A 23,706-nucleotide genomic window follows, 5' to 3' on the forward strand; every position below is an offset into this window, starting at 1 on the left:
GTCCTGCGCCGTCCGGGCCTCCCGCGGTGTGCAAATGCACCCGAACGGAGCACCGCTCGCGTATCGGCCGGTGCTCGCGCGCCCGGAGCCCGGTGATGAGGCGTGCCCCGACGGTCACGCGGTGTGCCGGTGCGGGGGCCGACGGCGAAGTGGCGCGGGCCCACCCCGTACACTCGGCCCCTGCTTCCGGCAGTACCGCGTGAAGCCCGTGCGGCGCACGGATCCGTGCCCGAGGCAGAGCCCAGGGCAACCGAACGAAGGGACCTATCGTGAGCTCCGCAGACAGGGCTGACGCACCGATCTACGACAGCCTGGTCGAGGAGCGGGGCGACGTCCCCGCGGATGTCCGGCAGACCGCCGAGGAGACGCTGCGCGAGGTGAGCCGCACGCTCGACTTCGAGCTGCAGGGTTTCGCCACACGCGGCTAGCCTCCCGGCCGGCCGGTCTCAGCGGTCCACGACGACCGCGAACGAGGAGAGCCGCGTCGGCTGCTCCCTGCTGTCGTTGTCGTCCGACCGGACAGAGCACCCGGCTGCCCCGGTAGTCCCCTCGGTCGGCTGCGAGCCCAGAGCCGCCCTCGGCGTCGGCCGGTACGGCCGTGCCTTCGACGCCCCGGCCAGGGCCATGTCCCGCAGGACGCCCGCCCCCGTCCCGGCTGTCGCCACCCCGTCTTTCGTGGTCCACTTGAGGGAACGAGAGCCGGGCCCATGAAGACACGCCGAGGACAGCGCCACAGACGGGCCGGCGGGGCCGTCGCCGCCCTCGCCGCCGCCTCCCTCACGCTCGGGCTCTTCGGCTGCTCGGACGGGGGCGACCGCCCCGAGCCGACCCGCCCGCCGGCTTCCGCGCAGCAGCGCACCTCCTTCTTCACCGGCCTGCCCGCCGAACCGGCCCCGGTGCTCGCCGTCAAGATCGACAACGTCCGCCCCGCACGCCCCCACACCGGGCTCGACGCGGCCGACCTCGTCTACGTCGAGCAGGTCGAGTCGGGCCTCAGCCGTATCCTCGCCGTGTTCTCGTCCCGGCTGCCGCCGCAGGTCGGCCCCGTGCGCAGCGCGCGCGAGTCGGACCTCGAACTGCTGCGCCAGTTCGGACGGCCGGCGCTCGCCTACTCCGGCGCGCAGTCCGCGCTGGGGCCGCTCATCGACGCCGCCCCTGTCGTCGCCCTTCCCCACGGCAGGGCACCGGACGCCTACGTCCGCGGCAGTGACCGCCCGGCCCCGCACAACCTGTATCTGCTTCCCGGGAAGCTGCTCGCCGCGGCCCGTGGCGTGAGCGACGCCTCCGACATCGGGCTGCGCTTCGGGGCCGCCCCCGCGGACGGGCGGCCGACCGCGGAGCAGACGGTGCGCTACCCGTCGGCCCGTTACGCGTTCACCTGGTCCGCCGCTCAGAAGAGGTGGCTGGTGGCCATGGACGGGACCGCGGCCAGGACCACGGACGGGAAGCGGCTCGCGCCGGCGACGGTGGTCGTCCAGTACACCGAGGTCCGCCCCTCCAAGTTCCGTGACCGAGGCGGCAGCGTGTCCCCGTACACCGAGACGGTCGGCTCGGGCCGGGCGCTCGTCCTGCGCGACGGCCGTGCCTTCGACGCCCGCTGGGAGCGCGAATCGGCGGCGGGCGACACGGTGTTCACGACCACCGCGGGGGAGCGGCTGAACTTCGCCCGCGGCCAGGTGTGGATCCTCCTCACCGCGCGCTGACCGGCCGCGGTCAGCGTTCCAGCCCGTGTTGCCGACCGAGGCCGCGAACAGTTGCCTGAGCGGGCGCCGGCTGTGCGGGGCGGCGGTCCGGACGGACACGGATGCTGTCGTGATCGCGACCAGCCCCAGCCCCGTCCGCCGCTGCACATGCCGCGACCGCGCCACGACCTGAGACACCCGGCGGCGGCCGGAAACGCAGTCCATGATGCTCCGTCACATCACAAGTGGAGCTGATGTCTTGAATATCCGATCGCTTGACACGCTCATTTCATTTCCCCCACAACTCTCCCTTGACGACCGAGACCACAGGTTGAGGGAGAGACGATGCAGGGAAGACGTGCACGGCGCTGGCTGATCGTCAGCAGCGTCGTCGCGCTGGCCGCCACCGGTGTGCCGCAGCCGGCTTTCGCCGCAGCACCCCCGGGCGACGGCCCGGGGCTCGTCGAGGGGTTCAGGAACTTCCTCGGCCTGGACGAGGACGACACCGAGGCCGCCGAGCCGCCGGCACTTCCGGACACGGGTGTGCCGCGCAATGACCTCTTGCCCAAGGGCAGGGACGCGGCTCCAGCGAAGCGGATCAAGGAACTCGAGGACCTGCGCACCCCCAACGCCCGTTACTGGCAGCTGTCCGACGGCCGCGTCCAGTCCGAGGTCTCCGCCGTCCCCACGCACTACAGGGCAGGCAAGGACTGGAAGGCCGTCGATACGGCCGTCAGGGCCACGCAGCGCAGGGGCTTCACGCACGCCAACACCACCAACGTCGCCCGGACCTACTTCGGCGAACGTCCCGGCTAGCTCGTCCGGTTCGAGCTCGACAAGGGGCACTGGGTCGCCATCGGCGTCAAGGGTGCGGCCGCCGGCCGGCTCACCCCCGAGGTCGACGGGTCCACCATCACCTACAAGGACGCCCTGGGCCGCGGCACCGACCTCGCCTACACCGTCGGCAACGGCACCGTGAAGGAGGGCATCGTCCTCGGCGGCGCCCCCTTCGCGGCCCCCTCCTACGAGTTCGCCCTCACCACGCACGGCCTGACCGCCGAGCGGCGGAGGAACGGCTCCATCGCCCTCCACAGCGAGAGCTCCGGTCCCGCGCGGCCCGAACTGGTCATCCCCGCGCCCTTCATGACGGACGCGAAGAAGGACCCGCAGGCCGCTTACGGAACCGCGAGCAGTCGGTGCGTTACGAGGCGGCGGAGTACGCCTACAAGGGCGAGGTCGCCAACTACCCGAAGCTGGTGCTCACCTGGGGCCGCCCGGGCGTCACCCTCGACGCCCCGAGGTCATCCGGGCCACCGGCGCCGAGCTGAAGTGGTCCGCCTACCAGGACCAGGACCCGGTCGCCGCCGGCGACGACATCGTCGAGGCGCTGAACGTCGGCGACCAGGTGGTGGCCACCGACCCCGAGACCGGGGACACCCGGCCCCGTACGGTCACCGACACCCGTGACCACAGGAGCGGAAAGGAGCTCGTCACCCTCACCGTCGACCCCGACGGCGACGAAGGCGCCGCCAAGCCGGGCAAGATCACCTCGACCGCGTCGCACCTGTTCTGGCTGCCGGACTACGGCACCTGGGACGAGGCGGCCGACCTCGAGTCCGGGATGTGGCTGCAGACCGCGTCCGGTACCTGGGTGCAGATCACCGCGGTCGACACCTCCCACCGCACGGAACGCGTCCACAACCTCACCGTCGAGGGCGTTCACACGTACTACGTGGTGGCCGGTGGTACGTCCGTCCTGGTCCACAACTGCGGACCCGACGCCGAGAACGTGGCCACCTGGGTCGACGAGGGCGGCGATCTGCGCGCGACGCCCCCGAGGCCCGGCATGCCGCCGAACGCCTACACCTACCAGTCCGGCGTGGCCGGGGCCCGCTCCAACCCGGCGACGGGACGGGGCATGGCACCGCAGCTGGAGATGCCGGGAGCCGACGGCATCCCGGTGACGGCGAAGTTCGACGGTGTCAACGGCAACGAGATCATCGACCGGAAGCTGAATCCCCGATTCACCGAGAAGGCGGTGGACCAGGCCCGCCGCCAGGCGGCCACCGCCGTCTACAACGGCCTGCAGGCCGTATGGGAGTTGCCCACCGCCGACGCGGTGGCGGCTGCGAACCGGTTCATGACCTACGCTGGCATCACCACCATCACCGTCCGAATGGCGCCCTAGGTGAATCCGGAACCTCTTGTGAACGCGATCATCACCGCGATGATGCTGATGGAGCACTGCGGACCCGACGAGATCGATCCCGACACGGCGGTGCGCGGCCTGGAGAACATGGGCTACGAACTGCTCCAGCTGACGGGTGACGACCGAGCCGAGTTCCTGGCACTCCTGGAGAGGATGGCGGCAGCGGCGGACGATCCGCACACCGCCGCGTTCATCCGCTCGGTTCCTTTCAGCATCGGGATGACCGAGGAGCCCGGCACCACCTGACGGCTGTCAAGCGGACATGTGCGCCCGGCCGGGGTTCCCCGGCCGGGCGCACTGCTGTGGGGCGGCTGCCGTCCGCCGGCCCGCCTCGGCCGGCCGGCCGCTCGGGCCGTGCGGCGGACATCCCGCCGTTCGTCTGCGTCGCTGCCCGGCCCGCGGCCCGAACGCTGATGTGATGACGTCCGTACGAGCGGCGGTTGCACGGAGGTGGCCTTTGTCGGCACGGCACGAGGGGCAGGGGCGGGTGCCGCCACGGCTGGCGGCGATCGAGCGGGCCCTCGACGCCATCGGCACCAGACTCGACGAGCAGACCGTCTGCGCGGAACTCGCCCGGTTCCTGTACCCGTCCCTGTGCGAGGCCGCCGCTGTCGACATCCTGCCCGAGGACGTCGCCACGGACCGGCCGCACGCGCACGGCCCGCTGACCCGCACGTGCGCGCTCGGTCGCGACGGCCTGCTCGACACCGGGACCGACGCCACAGCGCAGTCATCGGCAGCACTGGACGAGGGTCACGACATCCACGCGGTCACCACGCTCACCGGCGGCAGGCCCGCCACCCGTCTGCACGTACCGCTCCTCGCCCACGGCCGTGCCTACGGCGTGCTCCTCGCCGTGCGGGAGGGCCGGGGCTTCACCGACGACGAGACCGCCACACTCCACTACGCGGCCCGCCTCGCCGCCGTCCTCATCGGTCACGCGCGCGCCCACGCCTCCATCCGCAGCACCGCCCTCAACCTCCAGCGCGCGCTGCTCGCCGAACCCGGCAGACCGCATCCGAACCTGGAGGTCGCCACCCGCTATCTGCCGTCCGGAAGCAGCACCCTGGTGGGGGGCGACTGGTTCGAGACCGTGCGCCTCCACTACGGGCGCACCCTGCTCGTCGTCGGTGACGTGATGGGCCACGGTCTCGACGCGGCCGTCGACATGAACGCCTACCGCTCCGCCCTGCGTTACGTCGCCTCCGCGGACCTGCCTCCGCACCGGGTGCTGCGGCAGCTCGACGAGACCGTCGCCGCGAGCGCCGGCCGCCGTCCGGCCACCTGCCTGCTCATCCGCGTCGATCCGGCTCGGCGCGTGGCCGCGTTCGCCAGCGCGGGCCACCTGCCGCCCGTCCTGTTCGGCGCCGACAACGTGGCCGAAGTCGTGCCCGTGCCGGTCGGCCCGCCGCTCGGCACGGGCCTCGGCGGATACGAACTGCTCACGCGCACCATGGCTCCGTCGCAGACCCTGCTGCTGTTCACCGACGGCCTCGTCGAGCGCAGGGGAGAGGACATCGACGTCTCGCTGGCGCGGCTCGCCGGACGGTGGCTACGGCCCGGCGCGGGTGTCGAGGAGCTGCTCGACACGGTCGTCGACCGCTTCGACGCCCAGCACGCCGAGGACGACGTCGCGGTCCTCGCGGCCCGCGTACGCCGCCGCGCCCACCCGGAGGCCCACGAGGCCGTGACGCCACCGCCTCCGGACGCGACCTGAGCCGCGACCGCGCCACCGCTGCCGTGCGGCGCACGGGACACGACTTCCACATCACTTGGCACGCTCCCTGGTTCGCGAGAGCGGCCCCCGGATCACGGCGGCGGAGTGGGAGAGGGCCGTGGCCGCCGATCCCGGCCTCGTCTGCTGCCGCGAGCCCCGGACCGGAGCGGGGGACCGGCAGGACGGCCGCGCGCCGCCTCTACGCCCTCGGCAGGCTCCGCACCGAGGGAAGCGCCAGGAGCACACCCACCGCCAGTGCCCCGAGCACCACGCCGCCCAGCAGGACCTGCCGGGTGCCGAGGGCCTCGGAGGCGGGACCGGCGAGTGCCCGGCCCGCCGCCAGCATCAGCAGCGAACCGGCCACGTCATAGGCGTGCAGACGGTTCAGCGCCTGCTGGGGCACATGCGTCTGCACCGCCGTCGACCACATGACGAGCCAGTACGCGAAGGCCGTTCCGACCACGAACTGGCCAACGCCCAGCGCGGCCACGGACACGTCGGAGGCCAGCAGGGCGAGGTTCACCGGGACCCCGAGCAGGGCCACCGCACCCGCCGCGAGCGGCCGCGCGGGACGCGACCGCAGCGCCAGCAGACCGCCGACCGCGCTGCCGGCCCCGTTCACCGCCATCAGCAGCCCGTACGAGGCCGAGCCGTGCCGGTCCGTCACCAGCGCCGCCGTGAGCGGCAGCATCGGTCCGAGGACCGTCAGCCCGTACACCGTCCAGACCGCGATCACCTGCCACAGCCAGCTGCGGGCCCTGAACTCGCGCCAGCCGTCGGCCAGTTCCGCCGTCATCGACCCGCGCCGCACCTGGTCGCCCGGCAGGGTGACCAGCCGCATCAGCGCCAGGCACACGGCGCTGACACCGAACGTCGCCGCGTTCGCCGCGAAGACGGCCCCCGCGCCCGCCAGCGCGACGACCAGCCCGGCGAACGCGGGCCCGGCCATCGCCATCAGCGCCTCACTGACCCGCAGGACGGCGTTCGCGCGCTGAACGTCCGCCGATATCCGCGGGATCGTGCTCGCCACTCCCGGCTGGAAGAGGGCGGCCCCGACGCCGCTGAGCGCGCTCAGCGCGTACACCGACCACAGGGGCGGACTGCCCGAGGCGAACAGCACGGCGAGCGTCGAGGCGCCGGCGAGCCGCAGCACATCGGCGATGATCATCATGCGGCGGGCCGTGAACCGGTCGGCCAACACCCCGCCGAAGAGCACCAGGAGCGCGAACGGACCCATCCACGAGCCCAGCGCATACCCGACGGAGGACGCGGGACGGCCCGCGTCGAGCAGACCCGCGGCGAGCGCCACGGGCACCATCCCGTCACCGAGGACGGCGACGGAGCGCGCCACGAAGAAGAGCCGGAAGTTGCGGTTCCACAGGCCGGGCGGTTCGGTCGCAGACGCCCGCCCGCGGGTGCCGTCCGTCGCTGAATGGGCGGGTACCTGCCGGTCCGCCGGAATCTTTTCGGTCACGGAAGTGACATGTATCAGTCGAGAGGTCTGGACCACCAGGGGGTATCGCGGCCCGGGGGCAAGCGCTTGTGCTGCGCCGTGCGAACTCGCCCCCGGCGCAGCCGCGTGGGAAGCGGGGCGGGGCGAGGGGACGCAGTGCGGGTCCACCGGCTCCCCGTCGCCCTTTGCCTCCGCCTGGTCCAGCAGCTCGCCGGCGATCCCCTCGACACGCGGCCGGCGCAGCAGTTCCACGGACACTCCTTTAGGGCGCAGTCCGGGGAAGCGTGATGAAGCCACGGTGGCGATCACAGCGGACCGAAGAGAAAGGACCGGGTCGGGCCGGCGACGAAAACGGCTGGTTGGAGCACCGGGAAGGGGGAACCCGGGGCTCGGGGCGGGAAGCCCAGCGCGCTCAGGAAGGCGGTTGGACCCATGGAACCCCACCTCGGCACCCGAGGCCCCGCGATGCACGGCGACCGCACCGGCGGCAGCGCCCCCGCGGTCGACGAGGCCCGCGCCGCCCTTGCGTCGACCGGCGTGTATTTCATGCCCCCGGAGACGGTGCTGGCGTCGCTCGGCGCCGACGGGCCCCACTGGCCCGAGTGGGCCGCGTTCGCCGCCCACTGGGACGACCTGGCGGAGGACCCGTACGCGGCACACCGCGGTACCCGCAGGCTCCGCCGCTACGGCCACTTCGCGTGGGACTCCGCCACCGGGGAACTGCGGATGCTCCCGCACGAGGTGTTCGTGCAGCCCGCCCACACGAACCCGCTCTACGACGCGGTCGACCGCCGCTTCGAGCCCCTGACCCGCGCTTTCACCGACGACCCCGTTCTGCGGTCCCTTCTCGGCCTGCTGGGGCGCATGGCGCGGGCGCTGGACGGGGCCAGGGAGTGGAGCGTCAAGGTCCATCCGTTCCGCGTGGTCGCGACGGCCGGCGGCGTGGGGGAACCGACCCCCGAGGGACGCCACCGCGACGGCGTCACCCTGGTGTCCTCGCTGCTCGTCGCACGGAACAACGTCTTCGGCGGCGAGAGCACCGTCTTCACCCCGCAGGGACGTCAGCTGCTCTCGACGACGCTGCGCGACCCGGGAAGCCTCCTGCTCAACGACGACCGCGCCACCCTCCACGGGGTGTCCGCCGTCCATCCGGCCGACCCGGCGCGCCCCGCACACCGCGACGTGCTGGTCACCACCTTCACGGCCGCCTGACGGCATCGGCCTCGGCGCCCGCCCCGGCGAGGAGGCCGTCCACGACATCAGTCAGCCGGGAACGCCGCTCCCACAGGGCACGCTGCCTGCGCGCCCCGCACCCGTGTGCCGCCAGGCGCCCGACGAAAGCCGTCACCCGGTCCAGGTCCCCGCACCCCTCCAGCACCTCCCGTACCTGATCCACCAATCGGGCCGCCTGGACCTCGAACGGCACCACCTCCTCGGTGGTCCCGTCCAGGCCGGCTCCCGCCCAGCCGTCCCGCGCCGCCCGCCAGTACGAGGCGCGCAGCAGCTCACCGCAGGTGCGCGGACCCGGATCGCCCTTGTGGACCAGAGCCACCGAGCGCACCACGAGCGCCCGCACGAGTGCGGCGAGAGCCGCGGTGTCCCCCGCGTCGGCCGGCACGTCCATGACGCGGACCTCCAGCGTCGGCACGCGGGGGTTGGGCCGCAGGTCCCAGAACGGGTTGTTCGCGTCGAGCATCGCCTCCGACGCTTCCAGAGCCGCCGTCAGCCGCTCGTAGCGCGCCAGCGACTCGGCGTACGGCGGCGCGCCCAGCGCGGGGAAGCCGAGCCGCACGACGGTGCGCCAGCTCGCGTAGCCCGTGTCGCGGCCGTGGAAGAACGGCGAGTTGGCGCTCATCGCCACCAGCAGCGGCAGCCAGGGCCGCACATGGTTGCCGGCCAGGACAGCGGTCTCCCGATCCGGCACGTGGACGTGCACATGGGCGGAACAGACGGTGAAGTCGTCGAGCATCGCGCCGAACTGCCGCACCCCGGCCCGGTAGCGCGGATGGTCGCCGACCACCCGGGCCCCGGGGCCGCCGATGACGGGCGTGCCGCTCGCGCACAGCGCCAGACCGTCGGCGCGGGCGGCAACGGCCGTCGCCGGCCGTACGGTCTCCAGCGCCCGGGCAACCGCGGCGGCGTCGGCGCAGGGTGGGGTGCGCACCTCGATCTGGCTCTCGTGGAACTCACCCGCCACCAGGGCACCGGCCGCCGCACGGGCACGTGCCACGACGCGGGGCCCGGCCGGTTCCAGCTCCCTGCTGTCCGTCCGTACGACGAAGAACTCCTCCTCGACCCCGACGGTCGGCATCCGGCCCTCGCCGGACACCGGCTCGGGCATGACCACCACCTCCGCACGCCCGGGTACCCCCGCGAACCGGCTCGATGCCCGCGATCGCCTGCGGCCGGCCGTCACGGCGGTTCGCCGGACCTGCGCCGCAGGCGGTCGAGGCGGGTGATGACCGGCGTGGCAGCGGCGCCGTGCACCATCACCGACGCCAGGACGGTGAAGGCCACCACCGCCCACAACTGCTCGGCGCGGCCCGCGAAGCCGTCGTGGCCGAGGGCGTACGCGAGATAGAACAGCGAGCCGATGCCCCGGATGCCGAACAGCGACGTGACCAGCCGCTCCCGGGGACCGGCCGGGAACCCGATCTGGGCGACCCAGCCCGTGACGGGACGCACGACCAGGAGGAGCAGACCCGACACGAGCGCCCCCTGCCAGGTCAGGGCCGCGAGCCCGCCGGTGGCGAGGAAACCGCCCAGCAGGAACAGCAGGACCGCGGTCAAGAGCCGCTCGATCTGTTCGGTGAACTCGTGGAGGACCTTGTGGTAGCCGTGGCTGCGTTCGGCCGCGCGGATCGTGCAGGCGGTGACGAACACGGCGAAGAACCCGTAGCCGTGCAGCAGCTCGGCGATGCCGTAGGACACGAAGGTGGCGCCCAGGGCGACGAATCCCTCCATGTGCTCCGACAGCCGCAGCGCCGGCGCCTTGGCGCGGAAGAACATCCGGCCGAGGAGCCGGCCGGTCACCAGACCGGTCGCCAGTCCCACGGCGCCCCGGCCGAGGACGTCCGTCAGCAGCCAGCCGCCCAGCCAGTCCGCCGACCAGCCGGATCCCGCCGTGGCGGACAGGGCCAGCGCGGCGAGGACGAAGGGGAAGGCCAGCCCGTCGTTGAGCCCCGCCTCGCTGGTCAGCGTGAAGCGCACCTCGTCCTCGTCCTGCTCGGCGTCGGTCGGCTCCCCGACCCGCACCTCAGCGGCCAGTACGGGGTCGGTGGGCGCCAGCACGGCCGCCAGCAGCAGGGCAACGGCCGGCGGCCAGCCCAGCAGCCATGCCGCCGTCGCGGCCGTCGCCGCCACGGTGAGCGGCAGGGTGATCCCGAGCAGACGCCATGTCCCCGCCCACGCGCGCAGCCGGACCGGCCGGTTGATCGCGAGCCCCGCACCCATCAGGGACACGATCACGCACACCTCGGTCACGTGCTCGACCCACAGCCGGTCGCGCACCGGGTCCACGGTCGGCAGCGGGACGGGCAGCACCGCCGCGAGCACCCCGGCGGCCAGGAACACCATGGGCATCGACAGCGGTCGCCGGAACACGATCCGCGGCACGACGGCGGCGGCCAGCGCGCCGATTCCCAAGGCCGCGTAGACGGCGTCCGAGAGCATCATCCCGGCCATCCTCACTCACCGCTGTCGGCCCGGCAGGTCAGGCGCGTACCCCGCGCCCGTCCTGGTACGCGTCCGGCGGACGGGGGGCCGCAGCCGTGCATGGAGTCCGGGCCTCCGGGTAACCGGGGCTGGCGGGCGGGTGCGTCGGCGCAGGAGAATCCTGCCCTCCGGCTCATCGCGCGGCTGCGAACCGCCTGGGCGGCAGGACAGGCCAGGAGGCGGGAGACCCGCCGACTCGGAAGGGACGGACACCGTGGCACGACCGACGATTCTCGTGGTGGGCGCCGGATTCGCAGGAGTGGAGTGCGTACGCCGGCTGGAGCGCGAACTGTCCGCTGCCGAGGCGGAGATCCTGCTGGTCACACCGTTCTCGTACCAGCTCTACCTGCCCCTGCTGCCGCAGGTGGCGGCCGGCGTGCTCACCCCTCAGTCGGTGGCCCTCTCGCTGCGGCGCAGCCGCAGGCACCGGACCCGGATCATCCCCGGCGGAGCGATCGGCGTGGACACCGCGGCGAAGGTGTGCGTCTTGCGGAAGATCACGGGCGAGATCGTGGCCCAGAGGTACGACCGGCTCGTCCTGGCACCCGGCAGCATCACGCGGACCTTCGACATCCCCGGCCTTCTCGAGCACGCGCGGGGCATGAAGACGCTGGCCGAGGCCGCCTACGTCCGCGACCACGTCATCGCGCAGCTGGACCTGGCCGACGCGAGCCAGGACGAGGCGGAACGGACGTCCCGGCTGCAGTTCGTGGTGGTCGGCGGCGGCTACGCCGGCACCGAGACGGCCGCGTGCCTGCAACGCCTGACCCACCACGCCGTGAGGCGGTATCCGCGCCTCGACCCCCGGCAGATCAAGTGGCACCTCGTCGACATCGCGCCCAAACTGATGCCCGAACTCGGCGACCGCCTCGGCTCCGTCGCCCTGGACATCCTGCGCAAACGCGGCATCGAGGTGTCCCTCGGCGTGTCGGTCGCCGAGGCCGGGCCCGAGAAGGTGACCCTCACCGACGGCCGTGTCCTGCCGAGCCGCACGCTCATCTGGACGGCCGGCGTCGCGGCGAGCCCACTGGTCGGCACGCTGGACGCGGAGACGGTCCGGGGCCGTCTGGTCGTGACCCCCGAGATGACCGTCCCGGGCGCCGACGGCGTGTTCGCCCTCGGCGACGCCGCTGCGGTGCCGGACCTGGCCAAGGGCGACGGAGCCGTCTGCCCGCCCACCGCCCAGCACGCCCTGCGCCAGGGACGCAAGGTCGCGGGCAATGTCATCGCCTCGCTGCGCGGGCAGCAGTTGCGGCGGTACGCGCACAAGGACCTGGGGCTGGTGGTCGACCTGGGCGGCAAGGACGCCGTATCCAAGCCCCTCGGCATCGAACTGCGCGGCCTGCCCGCACAGGCCGTGGCACGCGGCTACCACTGGTCCGCGCTGCGGACCAACGTCGCCAAGATCCGTGTCATGACCAACTGGATGCTCAACGCCGTCGCGGGCGACGACTTCGTGCGGACCGGCTTCCAGGCGCAGAAGGCCGGAACGCTGCGGGACTTCGAGTACAGCGACACCTACCTGACGCCGGAGCAGATCCGCGAACACACGGCCTCGCTGCGCGCCCGCAGCTGATGCCCGCTGCGACCGCATCACACCGCTGCCCGTCCCGCCCCGTGCCGACCGCCCCGTGCCGCCTCGTGCCGACCCGTCCTGACCCTGGCTGAGCGGTCCCACAGTCCGGCCCTCGGGCCGCGGGGGGCCGGTCCCCGGGTGCCCGCACCCATGAGTGGCCGACCTCGCCGAGCGACTCGGGTTCGGCCGTGTCCTCCGGCGGGCCCCGGCAGTTGAAAGGAGCATGAAGAAGCGCAGCATCCTTGCCGTCATGTCCTTCGCCACCGGCGCCGTGATCGCCGCCATCAGCCCGCCGCCCGCCGCGCAGGCGGACGCCCTGGACGGGGCGCTGACCGCCCCCGACGCTCTCAGCAGCGCCGACGCCCTCATCGCCGACGCCGACAGCGACGCCCGGGCGGCCCTGGAGCGCACGGCCGACCAGGTCTGAGCACGCCCAGGAGTCCGACAGCGCCAGAACACCCCGTACACGCCGGACACCCCGAACACGCCGGACACCCCGAACACGCCGGACGCCCGGTCTCCTCGCGAGGAGACCGGGCGTCCGGCGTGTTCGCCGCGGGCGCCTCAGCGCTCCGACGACCCGTCCGCCGCGGCGTCGGCCGCCACCCGCTTGAGGGTGCGGCCGGTGCGTGCGGACCTCGCCCGGCGCGGCTCCGTCGCATGGCGCGAGGAGGCGTGCCGGTCATTCCTCTTCACCAGCAGCCAGGTCTCGCGCTGCCCGTCCCCACCGGGCCGGGTCCGGGTCAGCGCGTACCCGCCGCGGAGCTTGCCGCCGTGCAGGCAGAACGAGGCGTGACCCTCGCGCAGGGCGTCCGCGAACGGGATCTCGCGCCCCCGCCGGTCGGTGGCGAGGCTGTGGTACGTGCCCTCGTCCCAGATGATCACGGTGCCGCCGCCGTACTCGCCCTCGGCGATCACCCCCTCGAAGTCCGCGTAGTCGAGCGGATGGTCCTCGGTCGGCATCGCCAGGCGCTTGTCGTGCGGGTCGGCGGACGGGCCCTTCGGCACGGCCCAGCTCTTGAGAACCCCGTCCACTTCCAGCCGGAAGTCGAAGTGCATGGCGGTGGCGTCGTGGATCTGCACCACGAACGAGGGCTCGGGCCGTCCGCCGGACCCGGTGCTCCCCTCAGGCTCGGCCGTTCTGCGGAAGTCGCGTCTGCGGTGGTACTCCGCCAGGGGGTCTGTCGAGGGCATCGGGACCTCCTTCGCGTCCGGCCACGGCTCCCGACGCCCGGGGTACCCGGCACCCGCGTGCGTAAGCGCCCCTCCGGTCCGGCGGCGGCCGCCTCAGCTCAGCTTGCGCGCGGTGAGCAGCAGGTACTCCCACTCCATGGCCGTCGGCGCGGTCTCGTCCGTGTCGCTGGCCCGGCGCGCCAGAGCCGCGAGTTCCCGGTCGAGCGCGGCGACACGGTCGGGGTCCTCGGCGATGTTCCGGTACGTGGCGATGGTGGGGCCGTAGTTCGCCTTGAAGTAGTCGCGGAACGCCTCCGGCGACTCGAACCGGTCCACCCGTACCGTCTGCCGGCGGGCGTCCACATCGGTCACCCGGTCGGCGAACAGCGCCCGGACGTGCTGCTCCTGCCCCCACAGCGGCGGAGGCCGGGCACCGGGCGGAGGCGGTGGCGCGTACGGCTTCATCGTCGCGAACATGCGCCCGATGAAGCCCTCGGGTGTCCAGTTGACCAGGCCGATCGTGCCGCCCGGCCGGCAGACCCGCAAGAGCTCGTCGGCCGCCGCCTGGTGGTGCGGGGCGAACATGACCCCGACGCAGGACATCACGATGTCGAACTCGCCGTCCCCGAACGGCAGCGCCTCGGCGTCCGCCTCGCGCCACTCCAGCTTCACGCCCTGCTTCTCCGCCGCCTGCCGCCCCGCCTCCAGCAGCTCCGGGGTGAGGTCGGACGCCACGACATCGGCACCGGCGAGCGCCGCGGGGATCGCGGCGTTGCCCGCACCGGCAGCGACATCGAGCACGCGCTGTCCGCCGCTCACCCCACAGGCCCGCACCAGAGCGGGCCCCAGCTCCGGGATGAGCTCGGACGCCACGGCCGGATAGTCACCCAGCGCCCACATCTTCCGGTGCTTGGTCTTCAGGGCGCGGTCGGCTGAGGCCGCCCCGTTCGCGTCGCTCATGACGGATCTCCTCGCAAGCCTTCTGCGCGTCCGCTCCGGGACGGCCGGGTCCGGCGCGAGGCACCTCCGGCGGCCCTCCGGGGCGACGGCGCGCCCCGGTCTGCCGGAGGGACCTGGTCACCTCCTTCCCATCATCCGCCGATGCCCCGCGCTGCGCCGCCCGGCCGCCGTCCCCCCACGCGCGGCCTGCCGAACGGCCCGCGCGGCGCGGGCTCAGCCGGACGAGGTCTCGCGGGTCATGGGCGGCTCGGCCGGCGTACGCGGCACGGGGCCGAAGAGTACGGCTCGGGCCACCTTGGGGGCGAAGAGCGCGGTCAGCGGCGAGGTGAGCGTCAGCACGGAGCGGAATGCGGGCCCTACGACGGGATCTCCCGGATACCGCTGCTGGACACGGTCCGGATACCAGTCGGCAGGCCGGTCCAGGGCCCGGACGGTGACGGCGTTCCCCTTGGCGCCCGGCATTCGCCGCGACGGCCACGCCCCGCCCGTAGACCGGGTTGAACGTGAGTCAGCGAGCCGGTCTCGTCCGACCAGTGTCACGGCCCGCGGCGCGACGATCACCGAGACGGCTCGATGACGATCCGTCAGAGAACTTGCGCCCCGCGAGACTCCGGACCCGGTTGACGAGTTGAGCGCTGTCTCGGGTCCAATGCGCCGTCGGCCTCGTGACGTGTCCCGCCCCGCGGCGCAGCGCGTACCGGCGGCACCCGCGCCACTGGCCCGGCAACGCGCCGGCACGCTGCCCGCCGTGCGTGATGAGCGTGTTGACCGGAGTCATCGGGTCCGAGCCGACCGACCTGGCGAGCAGCATTCCGGCCACCAGGGGCAGCAGGACGCCCGCCAGGGCGGTTCCGGTCGCGGTGACGTGCCGCAGACGGGGGCGGAGGGACGCGTCGGGAGTCATGGACGCCATTCCACCAGCGGCGCGAGCGGCGGGAATCGGACGAGGTACTCAGGGACGGTGCCTCTCGTACTCAGTCCGAACCACCCCTCGCACGCGGCGTGCCGAGTGCTCGGGATCAAGCAGTGCCCGCGGGTCCGGACGGCAGGTGGACGGTCATGATCAGGTGGCACGTCTCGTCGCCCGAGCCGCGGTAGGTGTGCGGGGCGTCTCCGTCGAAGGCGGCGGTCTGTCCGGCTTCGACGGGGTGCTCGGCGCCGTCGACCACCAGGGTCATCCGACCGGAGGTGACGGAGACGGTTTCGACGACTCCCGGCTGGTGGGGGTGGCTGGGGTACTCCTCGCCGGGTTCGAGCTTCCAGCGCCAGACCTCGACCGGGGCAGAGCCCGAGGTCGTCAGCATGAGCCGTGCCTCGCTGCCCCGGCTGCCGGCCCACAGGGGCATCACGGCGTCGGCGGACACGACGCGGACGCGGCCTTCGGCCGGGCCTTCCATCAGGGCGGAGACGGAGACGCCGAGGGTGTCGGCGAGCCGGACCAGAGTGGCGAAGTTGGGGTTGCCCTGGGCCTTCTCCAGGCCGACCAGGGCGCCCTTGCTGACCCTGGCGCGCCGGCCGAGCTCGTCCAGGGACAGACCGGCGCGGTTGCGGGCCGCCCTGACGTTGCGCGCCAGTGTGCGCAGAGCTTCCTCTGCCTCGGCCATCCGATCGTCCTCCTCGCCCGTGGGCCCGCTCTGCTGCACCGTCCGGTCGGTTCGGCTGACGACTTTCGGTCGTTTCGCTGTGCGGCTCAGTCGTTGCACTGCAATGGTAAGGGATCTGCCTGTTGTGATCGCTCTGCTGGGGGCCCTGGGCGTCCCCCTCGCCACGGGTGCGCCGACTTCCTCGGTGGCCGCAAGGCGCACGTGCTGACGCACCGTGACAACCGCCTGAACGCCCCGGCTCCCTTCAGGGCAACGCCCTGTCGCAGACGGCCGGCACCGTTCCTGAAAATGCGTTCGAGGACCGCCGGGTGCCGTCGATAGGGTGCGCGGCATGACAGCGTCGCTCCGCCTGGAGAAGATCACCGCCGACAACGTGATCGCCGCGTGCGACCTCGCGGTCCGACCCGACCAGCAGGACTTCGCGGCCCCCGGCGCGCGCTCCCTCGCCGAGGCGTACGCGCAGCCCGACATCGCCTGGCCGCGGCTGATCGTCGACGGGGACCGGCCCGTCGGCTTCGTGATGGCCTTCTTCGACGTACGGTTCAGCCCCGGCGACCCCGACGACCGGCCGCGCTCGGGGCTGTGGCGGCTTGCCGTCGCCGCGGCGGAACAGGGGCGCGGGTACGGCCGCTTCGCCGTGCGGTCCGTGTGCGAGGAGATCCGCAGGCGTGGCGGCACACGGGTGACGGTGACCTGGAAGCAGGGGGAGAACGGGCCGGAGGACTTCTGTCTCGGGCTCGGTTTCCGGCCGACCGGTGAGATGAGCGGGGACCAGGTGGTCGGGGAGCTGGACCTCACCGGTACACCGGGCGGCCTTCCGGCCGGCCGGACCGCGGGCCGGGCCCGCTAGCCACGCGCCACCGGGGGACGGGACCTCCGGGAGCCGGCGCACGCGTGTTCCGTCCGTGCCGATGGTGCGGCCGGTCCTTCCGGCGCGCCGGAAGGACCGGCCGCCTGCGTCTGCCCTGCCGCCGGCCGCGCCTGTGGCGGCGACGTGCGGTCCGACCTCATGGGACTCGTGGCGGGCACCGTCCGGCGACCGCCGCCTGCGCCTCGCCACCGCCTGCCCGTCGCCGCCGGCCGCACCGAGCGGCGGCGCGTTCGCCGGAAATATAATGAGTGCGGGTTGCACGAGCCCAGCTGAGCCGGGGCCACCGCGTGAGGAAGTGGCCGGGCCAGTCAGCCTTCGGACGTTCCTCGGAGAGGTCCATGACCCGGCGTCGTCCCTCGCGATCGGCGACCGCCGACGATCTCCTGACGACCCTGGGGCGGCTGACCGACCGGGTGCGGCAGGGCGCCGAGCGCCAGCGCGCCCGCGTCGAACTCGCCGAGGCCCTCCAGCGCTCCATGCTGCCCACCGGGCTTCCCGATTGCCCCGGCCTGCGGGTCGCGGCCGAGTACGTGCCGGCGCGCAACGGCCTTGACATCGGCGGTGACTGGTACGACGGCTTCGTCCTGCCGGACGGCTCGCTCGGCTTCTCGATCGGCGACGTCCAGGGACACGACGTGGAGGCCGCCGCCTTCATGGGACAGGTCCGCATGGGGCTGCGCGCCGTGGCCACCGCCACCACCGATCCCGGCGAGGTCCTGGGCCGGGCCAACGAACTGCTGGTCTCCATGGACCACGGCCTCTTCGCGACCTGCAGCTTCCTCCGCTTCGATCCCGCCACCGGCGACCTGGAGAGCGCCAGGGCCGGCCATGTGCCCGCCGTTTGGGCGACGGCCGGCGGACAGGGCGGGGTCGCGGAGGACGAGGCGGGCGTGCCGCTGGGCATCCTGCCCGGCGAGGCGTATCCCGTGACGCTGCGCCGGCTTTCCAGCGGGGGCGCCTTCGTCCTGGTCACGGACGGCGTCGTGGAAGGGCCGTCGTATCCGATCGAGGCGGGTCTGGACGCCGTGGCCCGCCTGGTCCGCTCCGCGGTCCTGACCGGCGCCGCGGCCTCCGAGCTGGCGTCGCAGGTGATGGGGGTCGCGGCGCAGACGGACCACACGGACGACGCCGCCGTCCTGGTGCTCGTCCACGACCCCGAGGAGAGCCGCCCGACAGGCCCGTGACCTCACACAGGCCGGTGGATCGCCGTGCGGGCAGGGCGTGTCAGGGCGGCGCACGGAGCCGGGAACGTTGTCTGATGACAGACGTGCCCCGTAGTGAACACCTCCGACGTCCGGCCGCAGCGCTGCTGCGGATGCTCGCCGTCGCCGCCGCCTACTGGGTCGGCGGACGGATCGGCCTCCTTCAGCAGGTGGCGGTCGAGGGCGCGGTCGTGACACCGCTGTGGCCGCCCACCGGGATCGCCCTGAGCTGTCTGCTCTGGATGGGCGTCGGGGTGTGGCCCGGCATCGCCGTGGGCGTGCTCGCCACCATCGCGACGATCGACACCGTGGATTTCGCCACGAGCGGCGTGGTGATGGGGAACACCCTCGGGCCGGTCGTCGCCTACCTGCTGCTCCGGCGGATCGACTTCCGCACGGAGCTTGACCGGTTGCGGGACGGCCTCGCACTGGTGTTCCTCGGGGCGGGCGGCATGCTGATCAGCGCGACCTTCGGCGTGCTGACGGTGGTGTGGAGCGGATCGCTGCCGCTCGGCGAGTTCTGGCCGGTGTGGTCGGCGTGGTGGGCCGGTGACGCGATGGGCGTCCTGGTGATCACGCCGCTCCTGCTGGTGCTGCGCCGCGCCCGGCTGCCCCGCGACACGCGGCCGTACTGGTGGACCGAGGCAACGGCACTGTGCCTGACGTCGACAGCCGTCACCCTGCTCGTCACCCGAACCGAACTGGCCCTGCTGTTCCTGGTCTTCCCGGTGCTGATCTGGGCGGCGCTGCGCTTCCAGCTGGCCGGATCGGCTCCGTGCGCCGTGCTGATCTCGGTGCTGGCGATCGCCGCCGCGACGGCAGGGGCCGGGCCGTTCGCGGGCCGCACGCTGATGGAGGTCATGGTGATCCTCCAGGCGCTCAACGGCTGCGCCGCGCTGACGGGACTGCTGCTCGCCGCCATCGTCACCGAGCAGATCGGCATCCGGCGCAGGATCGAGCAGGCGTGCTGGGTCCTCGCGGAGGTGGTGGACCAGCTCGCGCCCGGCGAGACAGCCCACCTGTGGCCGCTGGCCGACAGACGGAAGGGCAAGGGGCCCAAGGCTGCGGACGAGTAGCGCCGCGCCCGCGTCCGCGTCCGCCGGACGCGGGCCCCGGTCTGCGTCCGGGCACGTCGCCGCGTCTCCCGTTCTCGACGCCGTCACGCGCGTGCGCACGTACGGCTCCTCGGGCATCAACCGCCCCTGGGCCCAGCTCGCACGCTACGGCGACCGGATCGAACTGCCCATGTACGGCGGCTCGTTCCGGCCCATGCCGAAGGGGTAGGGGCGCGGCGCGGTCTCCCCGCGCCCGGCCCCCGAGTGTGCCACGGGCATCCCCCCGCGGGGGCCGTGGGCAGGCCGGACACCCTGCTGCGCGGCCACCGCGCCGAGGCACATGGGCCGTTGCCGGTGACGACGCCCGGGACCGGTGACCGGTGCGGCCGGGCACCGGTCGCGCCACCCGCACCGGTGCCGACGCGTCCGCCCCGGGCCCCGTGCGGTCGCCGGCGGGGGCCGTCCCGCACCGTACCCGCCGGGGCCGGCTGCGGCCGGGCACCCGGCGGGAGGCCGTCCTCCCGTCGCGCCCGCAGGGGAGCCCCTCGGGGGAGCGGCGGGGCAAGGACCGCGCTGACTCAGCCGATGTCGAAGCGGGCTGCGGCGCGCAGCAGGCCGGGGGAGAGCCGGCCGATGAGGCGTGCCGCCTTGGCCTCGAAGGTGACGGGCACCACCGCGCGGTCATCGGTGACCGCGCGCAGGATCTCGTCGGCCACCTTCTCCGGCGGGAAGTTCCGCCTGGCGTACATGCCGGATACCCGCTTCTGCCGTGCGGCCTGCTGCGCGGCGTCGAGACCGGAGAAGGTCGTCGTCCTCGTGATGTTGGTGTTGACGATGCCGGGACAGATCGAGGACACGCCCACGCCGAAACCGGCCATCTCGGCACGCAGGCAGTCGGAGAGCATGAAGACGGCGGCCTTGCTGGTGGCGTAGGCCGCCAGCATCTTGGACGGCAGGTAGGCGGCGGCCGACGCGAGGTTGACGATGTGCCCGCCCTCGCCGCGTTCGGCCATGAGGCTGCCGAAGGCGCGGCAGCCATGGATGACACCCCACAGGTTGACGTCCAGGACGCGCCGCCACTCCTGCTCCGTCGTCTCCAGGAACGTGCCGGAGTGGCCGATGCCCGCGTTGTTCACGACGATGTCCGGCACGCCGAACGCCGCGGTGACGTCGGCGGCGAACGCGTCGACCGCCGTGCCGTCCGAGACGTCGACCCGCCAGGCGCGGGCCGATGCGCCGAGCAGGCGGGCCAGTTCGGCGGTGCGCTCGGCGGCCTCCGGGTCGAGGTCGCACAGCGCGACGTCGGCGCCCTGCTCGGCGAAGGCCAGGGCGGTGGCCCGGCCGATGCCGCTGCCGGCGCCGGTGACGACGGCCAGCCGGCCGGTGAACGGCCTGCGGTCCTCCCGTGACCGGCGGGCCGCCGTCATGTCCGCGCCTCGGGACGGGCGACGAACTCCTCGACCATACGGGCCACGGTGGTTCCCTTCTCCAGCAGTGCGGACCAGTGGGTGGCGGGCACGGTGCGCCGCCACAGGTGGGGGACCCAGCGTTCGAGGCCCTCGGCGAGTGCCGGACTGACGTAGTGGTCCCGCGTGAGGCCGATGAGCTGCACCGGGACCGTGGTGGGCCGGGCCCTCGGGCGCAGCAGCCGGGGGAGCATGTTGGCGCGGTAGAGGTTGATGCCGCGTACCGCGTCATCGGCGAGGGTGGGCTGCGGGTGGCCGGGCCGCGGGGTCACGGCCTCGGCGAGGCGCAGGACCGTGCCCCAGCGGTCGGCCAGTCCGTGCCGCCACGCGGCGGGCGCGAGGACGGGCAGATGGAACACGGCGATGTACCAGGAGTGCGCCAACTGCCCCAGGAGCTGGGCCACATGCCGTGGCGTGGGCCGCGCCAGGCGGTGGCGGATCCAGTGTCCGACGTGGTCGAGGCACGGGCCCGAGATCGAGGTGTACGAGGCGATGCGGCCGGCCGCGTCGGGGTGGGTGACGGCCTCCCAGGACTGGATGGAGCCCCAGTCGTGGGCGACCACGTGGACCGGGCGGTCCGGGCTGACGGCCCCGGCCACGGCGAACAGGTCGCCTGCGAGCAGTTCCAGGCGGTAGTCGCGCCGGCGGGCGGGGCGGCCCGAGTCGCCGGCGCCGCGCACGTCGTAGCGCACGACGTGGTGCTCGGCGGCGAGCGCGGCGGCGACGTCGTCCCACACGCGGTGGGTGTCGGGGTAGCCGTGCACCAGCAGCACGGTGGGGCGGGCGGGGTCGCCCTGCTCGTACACGGCGAGCGGGACGCCGCCGGAGCGCACGGTGCGGCGGCGGGGCTCCCCCGGGGCGCCGGGCGCGTCTGCGGCGGTCATCACGCTGCCGCCTGCTGCCAGCGGCGGACGTGGGGCAGGTCGTCGTCGAGCCAGTAGGCGTCGTCCTCGGTGACCACGAGCAGTTCCTCGAACTTCAGCCCCACGTCCCGGAACCCGATGTGCGGTTCGACGGCCCACAGCCCCGGCGTCGGGGCGTGGCGCGAGGAGCGGCCGTCGGCCCACAGCGGGGACCGGCCGTGCAGCCGCTCGCTGATCAGTTCGCGGCCCAGGGTCTGCAGGGTGCGCACGCCGAAGCCGAACACGGTGACCCCGGCCGGGCCGCGCGCCTTCATCCGGGTGACCTGGTGTCCGATGACCCGCCCCGGGTAGACCTTGTGGCGGTTGTCGTAACCGTGCTCGGCGATCAGTGCGTCCACGGCCGCGTACACCTCGTCGAGCGGCTTGCGCAGTCGCACCTCCCGCACGATCAGTTCGCGGTACTCGCGCAGGTCCTGGGCGATCCGGTCCCAGACCGGGTTGTCGCCGATCTTGCCCGCGTAGCCGATGTCGGCCGTGTAGCCGTCGACGACGGGGGCGCAGTCCAGGACGTAGGACATGCCCTCCTCGAGGCGGCGGCCGCTGGCGAAGAACTGCAGCGGTGTGCGGAAGTGCCGGAACGCGGTGCGGTCGCCGAACCAGGCGAAGGGCACGTGGAAGAAGTCCTGGACGCCCTCCGTGACCAGTTCGCGGCGCAGCCGCGCGGCGGCCTGGCGTTCGGTGACGCCGGGTTCCAGCCAGTCGCCGACCCGCTGCGCACAGCCGTAGGCGAGCTGCTGGAGTTCGCGGAAACGGTCGAGGTCGTGGTCGTCGAACGGGAACGAGGGCATGCGGGAGGAGCGTGTCGTGCGGTGTGTCGCGTCGGTGCTCATGGTCTCGCCTTCGTGGTGTCGGGGGAGAGGGGCCTGTGCGTCCCGGGAGGGCAGGGCTACAGGTCCAGTTCGAGGCGGGAGCCCTCGGGCGCCCGGGAGACGCATACGCGGATCCGCCCGTCGGCCCGCTCCCGCTCGGTGAGTCTGCCGTCCCGGTGGTCAGCCGTGCCGGCGGTGACCCGCTGGGTGCACACGCCGCAGAATCCCTGGCGGCAGGAGTACGGGGTCGCCGGGTCCCTCTCGAGCAGCACGTCGAGAACGGACCGGTCGGCGGGCACGGGCAGGACCTCACCGCTGCGCCGCAGCCTCAGCTCGAACGGCCGGCCGTCGAGGACCGGAGCGGCCGTGAACCGTTCGAAGTGCAGGGCGGACGCGCCGCTCCCGTCGAGGGCGCCGCGTACGGAGTCCAGCAGGGGGCCCGGGCCGCAGCAGTAGACGGCGGCTCCCGCGGGCGCGCGGCGGAGGAGGTCCGCGCCGTCGGGTACGCCGTGCTCGTCGTCGGTCAGGATCTCCACCCGGTCGCCGCCGAGTGCCGCGAGTTCGCCGAGTTCCGCGGCGAACGGCAGCGAGGCACGCGAGCGGCCGGTGTGGACCAGGCGCCAGTCGAGCCCGAGCCGGGCGGCCTCGCGGGCCATCGGCAGGATCGGCGTGATGCCGATGCCTCCCGCGAGGAACAGCACGGCCGGCTCCGCGGCGAAGGGGAACGCGTTGCGCGGCCCCTTGACGGTGACGCGCGAGCCCACCGGCAAGGCGTCGTGCACCTCTGCGGATCCGCCGCCACCGCCGGCGATGCGGCGGACCGCGATCCGGTACCCGTACCGGTCGTCCGCCGTGCCGCACAGGGAGTACTGCCGTACGCGGCCGGACGGCAGGCACAGGTCGAGATGGGCACCGGCCTGCCAGCGGGGCAGCGGGGAGCGGTCGGGTGCGGTCAGTCGCAGCGAGACCACGTCCTCTGCCTCCGTCTCGCGGGCGACGACGACGAGTTCGCGGGAGGCGGCGGTGGGGCGGGGCGGACGCCGTCCGTAGCGGTCGGCGGTGGTGACAGCGGGGAGGTAGACGTCGGAGAACGCGGCGAGGAAACGCAGGAAGCGGTCGCTGCGGCCTCTTCCGTACAGGTCGGGTGGCGCGGGGGCGCGGTGGCGGCTCATCGGAGGGTCCTTGTCTGGCGCACGGCGGGTCAGGTGCGTACGGCGTGGGACTGGGGCGTGGGTACGGTGGCGGGCTGGGCGGTGCGCAGGGCGTGGGGGCCTGGGGCGGGTGCGTACGGC

General features: G+C 73.5%; 21 protein-coding genes and 2 pseudogenes. 13 read left to right on the plus strand and 10 right to left on the minus strand.

The window, feature by feature from the left end:
- Positions 1-269 precede the first annotated feature (269 nt).
- The 7 genes from AB0K02_RS21540 (at position 270) to AB0K02_RS21570 (ending at position 5,608) form a co-directional block, all read left to right on the plus strand.
- A complete protein-coding gene (locus AB0K02_RS21540; protein WP_365994099.1) occupies positions 270-428 on the plus strand; it encodes a hypothetical protein in 159 nt (52 codons plus the stop codon).
- Positions 429-707: 279 nt separating this feature from the next.
- Positions 708-1,703: a DUF3048 domain-containing protein gene (locus tag AB0K02_RS21545; RefSeq protein WP_365994100.1), complete on the plus strand. Its 996-nt coding sequence runs from the start codon at positions 708-710 to the stop codon at positions 1,701-1,703.
- Between the two features lie 324 nt (positions 1,704-2,027).
- Complete coding sequence (locus AB0K02_RS21550) at positions 2,028-2,498, plus strand: hypothetical protein (protein WP_365994101.1); 471 nt, start codon at positions 2,028-2,030, stop codon at positions 2,496-2,498.
- Between the two features lie 380 nt (positions 2,499-2,878).
- Positions 2,879-3,010, plus strand: coding sequence for a hypothetical protein (locus tag AB0K02_RS21555; protein ID WP_365994102.1), 132 nt, complete (start codon positions 2,879-2,881; stop codon positions 3,008-3,010).
- A complete protein-coding gene (locus AB0K02_RS21560) occupies positions 3,007-3,870 on the plus strand; it encodes a polymorphic toxin-type HINT domain-containing protein (protein WP_365994187.1) in 864 nt (287 codons plus the stop codon). The genes AB0K02_RS21555 and AB0K02_RS21560 overlap by 4 nt, the downstream gene beginning before the upstream one ends.
- 18 nt (positions 3,871-3,888) lie before the next feature.
- Positions 3,889-4,137 carry a hypothetical protein gene (locus AB0K02_RS21565; protein ID WP_365994103.1) on the plus strand — a complete coding sequence of 83 codons (249 nt, stop codon included), beginning with the start codon at positions 3,889-3,891 and terminating at the stop codon, positions 4,135-4,137.
- Between the two features lie 211 nt (positions 4,138-4,348).
- Complete coding sequence (locus tag AB0K02_RS21570) at positions 4,349-5,608, plus strand: GAF domain-containing SpoIIE family protein phosphatase (RefSeq protein ID WP_365994104.1); 1,260 nt, start codon at positions 4,349-4,351, stop codon at positions 5,606-5,608.
- A gap of 199 nt (positions 5,609-5,807) precedes the next feature.
- On the opposite strand, the gene AB0K02_RS21575 is transcribed toward AB0K02_RS21570, so the two are convergent.
- A complete protein-coding gene (locus AB0K02_RS21575) occupies positions 5,808-7,082 on the minus strand; it encodes an MFS transporter (RefSeq protein ID WP_365994105.1) in 1,275 nt (424 codons plus the stop codon).
- Between the two features lie 411 nt (positions 7,083-7,493).
- On the opposite strand from AB0K02_RS21575, the gene AB0K02_RS21580 reads away from it, so the two are divergent.
- Positions 7,494-8,273, plus strand: a complete 780-nt coding sequence (locus tag AB0K02_RS21580) for a 2OG-Fe dioxygenase family protein (protein WP_365994106.1) — start codon at positions 7,494-7,496, stop codon at positions 8,271-8,273.
- Here AB0K02_RS21580 and AB0K02_RS21585 read toward each other — a convergent pair.
- Positions 8,260-9,402, minus strand: a complete 1,143-nt coding sequence (locus AB0K02_RS21585) for a YbdK family carboxylate-amine ligase (protein ID WP_365994107.1) — start codon at positions 9,400-9,402, stop codon at positions 8,260-8,262. The two genes, AB0K02_RS21580 and AB0K02_RS21585, sit on opposite strands and share 14 nt — an antisense overlap.
- Before the next feature lie 71 nt (positions 9,403-9,473).
- Complete coding sequence (locus AB0K02_RS21590) at positions 9,474-10,736, minus strand: cation:proton antiporter (RefSeq protein WP_365994108.1); 1,263 nt, start codon at positions 10,734-10,736, stop codon at positions 9,474-9,476.
- A gap of 253 nt (positions 10,737-10,989) precedes the next feature.
- On the opposite strand from AB0K02_RS21590, the gene AB0K02_RS21595 reads away from it, so the two are divergent.
- On the plus strand, positions 10,990-12,351 hold the full coding sequence (locus AB0K02_RS21595; protein ID WP_365994109.1) for an FAD-dependent oxidoreductase: 1,362 nt from the start codon (positions 10,990-10,992) through the stop codon (positions 12,349-12,351).
- 223 nt (positions 12,352-12,574) lie between these two features.
- Positions 12,575-12,778 (plus strand): hypothetical protein, encoded by a 204-nt coding sequence (locus AB0K02_RS21600; protein ID WP_365994110.1) that lies wholly within the window; start codon positions 12,575-12,577, stop codon positions 12,776-12,778.
- A 137-nt stretch (positions 12,779-12,915) separates the two neighbouring features.
- Here the strand turns inward: AB0K02_RS21600 and AB0K02_RS21605 are convergent, their stop codons facing one another.
- The 4 genes and pseudogenes from AB0K02_RS21605 to AB0K02_RS21620 form a co-directional block, all read right to left on the minus strand.
- Entirely contained in the window at positions 12,916-13,545 is a 630-nt protein-coding gene (locus tag AB0K02_RS21605) for a DNA polymerase ligase N-terminal domain-containing protein (RefSeq protein ID WP_365994111.1), read from the minus strand.
- 93 nt (positions 13,546-13,638) lie between these two features.
- Entirely contained in the window at positions 13,639-14,484 is an 846-nt protein-coding gene (locus tag AB0K02_RS21610) for a class I SAM-dependent methyltransferase (protein WP_365994112.1), read from the minus strand.
- A 213-nt stretch (positions 14,485-14,697) separates the two neighbouring features.
- Positions 14,698-14,952 (minus strand): annotated as a pseudogene (locus AB0K02_RS21615) (monooxygenase); the annotation flags it as partial.
- Between the two features lie 551 nt (positions 14,953-15,503).
- A complete protein-coding gene (locus tag AB0K02_RS21620) occupies positions 15,504-16,088 on the minus strand; it encodes an XRE family transcriptional regulator (RefSeq protein ID WP_365994113.1) in 585 nt (194 codons plus the stop codon).
- 331 nt (positions 16,089-16,419) lie between these two features.
- Here AB0K02_RS21620 and AB0K02_RS21625 point away from each other — a divergent pair, with 331 nt between their 5' ends.
- The 3 genes from AB0K02_RS21625 (at position 16,420) to AB0K02_RS21635 (ending at position 19,237) form a co-directional block, all read left to right on the plus strand.
- The gene (locus AB0K02_RS21625; RefSeq protein ID WP_365994114.1) at positions 16,420-16,938 is read left to right on the plus strand and encodes a GNAT family N-acetyltransferase; all 519 of its coding nucleotides are present in this window, start codon (positions 16,420-16,422) and stop codon (positions 16,936-16,938) included.
- 359 nt (positions 16,939-17,297) lie between these two features.
- On the plus strand, positions 17,298-18,143 hold the full coding sequence (locus AB0K02_RS21630) for a PP2C family protein-serine/threonine phosphatase (protein ID WP_365994115.1): 846 nt from the start codon (positions 17,298-17,300) through the stop codon (positions 18,141-18,143).
- 83 nt (positions 18,144-18,226) lie between these two features.
- Positions 18,227-19,237, plus strand: coding sequence for an MASE1 domain-containing protein (locus AB0K02_RS21635; protein WP_365994188.1), 1,011 nt, complete (start codon positions 18,227-18,229; stop codon positions 19,235-19,237).
- A 557-nt stretch (positions 19,238-19,794) separates the two neighbouring features.
- Here the strand turns inward: AB0K02_RS21635 and AB0K02_RS21640 are convergent.
- From AB0K02_RS21640 to AB0K02_RS21650, 3 genes and pseudogenes are all read right to left on the minus strand, one after another.
- Positions 19,795-21,566, minus strand: a pseudogene (locus AB0K02_RS21640) (SDR family oxidoreductase).
- Positions 21,566-22,435 (minus strand): M24 family metallopeptidase, encoded by an 870-nt coding sequence (locus AB0K02_RS21645; protein WP_365994116.1) that lies wholly within the window; start codon positions 22,433-22,435, stop codon positions 21,566-21,568. The pseudogene AB0K02_RS21640 and the gene AB0K02_RS21645 overlap by 1 nt, the downstream one beginning before the upstream one ends.
- Before the next feature lie 56 nt (positions 22,436-22,491).
- Positions 22,492-23,586 carry a PDR/VanB family oxidoreductase gene (locus AB0K02_RS21650; protein ID WP_365994117.1) on the minus strand — a complete coding sequence of 365 codons (1,095 nt, stop codon included), beginning with the start codon at positions 23,584-23,586 and terminating at the stop codon, positions 22,492-22,494.
- Positions 23,587-23,706: the final 120 nt, after the last annotated feature.

This window comes from Streptomyces sp. NPDC049597, assembly GCF_040675505.1.
In the GTDB taxonomy this organism is placed as follows: Bacteria; Actinomycetota; Actinomycetes; order Streptomycetales; family Streptomycetaceae; genus Streptomyces.

Excerpts from the sequence above, each read along its gene's own strand:
- AB0K02_RS21545 (WP_365994100.1), top strand. The coding sequence starts at position 708 with ATGAAGACACGCCGAGGACAGCGCCACAGACGGGCCGGCGGGGCCGTC.
- AB0K02_RS21550 (WP_365994101.1), top strand. The coding sequence starts at position 2,028 with ATGCAGGGAAGACGTGCACGGCGCTGGCTGATCGTCAGCAGCGTCGTC.
- AB0K02_RS21580 (WP_365994106.1), top strand. The coding sequence starts at position 7,494 with ATGGAACCCCACCTCGGCACCCGAGGCCCCGCGATGCACGGCGACCGC.
- AB0K02_RS21585 (WP_365994107.1), bottom strand. The coding sequence starts at position 9,402 with ATGCCCGAGCCGGTGTCCGGCGAGGGCCGGATGCCGACCGTCGGGGTC.
- AB0K02_RS21590 (WP_365994108.1), bottom strand. The coding sequence starts at position 10,736 with ATGATGCTCTCGGACGCCGTCTACGCGGCCTTGGGAATCGGCGCGCTG.
- AB0K02_RS21600 (WP_365994110.1), top strand. The coding sequence starts at position 12,575 with ATGAAGAAGCGCAGCATCCTTGCCGTCATGTCCTTCGCCACCGGCGCC.
- AB0K02_RS21605 (WP_365994111.1), bottom strand. The coding sequence starts at position 13,545 with ATGCCCTCGACAGACCCCCTGGCGGAGTACCACCGCAGACGCGACTTC.
- AB0K02_RS21610 (WP_365994112.1), bottom strand. The coding sequence starts at position 14,484 with ATGAGCGACGCGAACGGGGCGGCCTCAGCCGACCGCGCCCTGAAGACC.
- AB0K02_RS21620 (WP_365994113.1), bottom strand. The coding sequence starts at position 16,088 with ATGGCCGAGGCAGAGGAAGCTCTGCGCACACTGGCGCGCAACGTCAGG.
- AB0K02_RS21625 (WP_365994114.1), top strand. The coding sequence starts at position 16,420 with ATGACAGCGTCGCTCCGCCTGGAGAAGATCACCGCCGACAACGTGATC.
- AB0K02_RS21630 (WP_365994115.1), top strand. The coding sequence starts at position 17,298 with ATGACCCGGCGTCGTCCCTCGCGATCGGCGACCGCCGACGATCTCCTG.
- AB0K02_RS21645 (WP_365994116.1), bottom strand. The coding sequence starts at position 22,435 with ATGAGCACCGACGCGACACACCGCACGACACGCTCCTCCCGCATGCCC.
- AB0K02_RS21650 (WP_365994117.1), bottom strand. The coding sequence starts at position 23,586 with ATGAGCCGCCACCGCGCCCCCGCGCCACCCGACCTGTACGGAAGAGGC.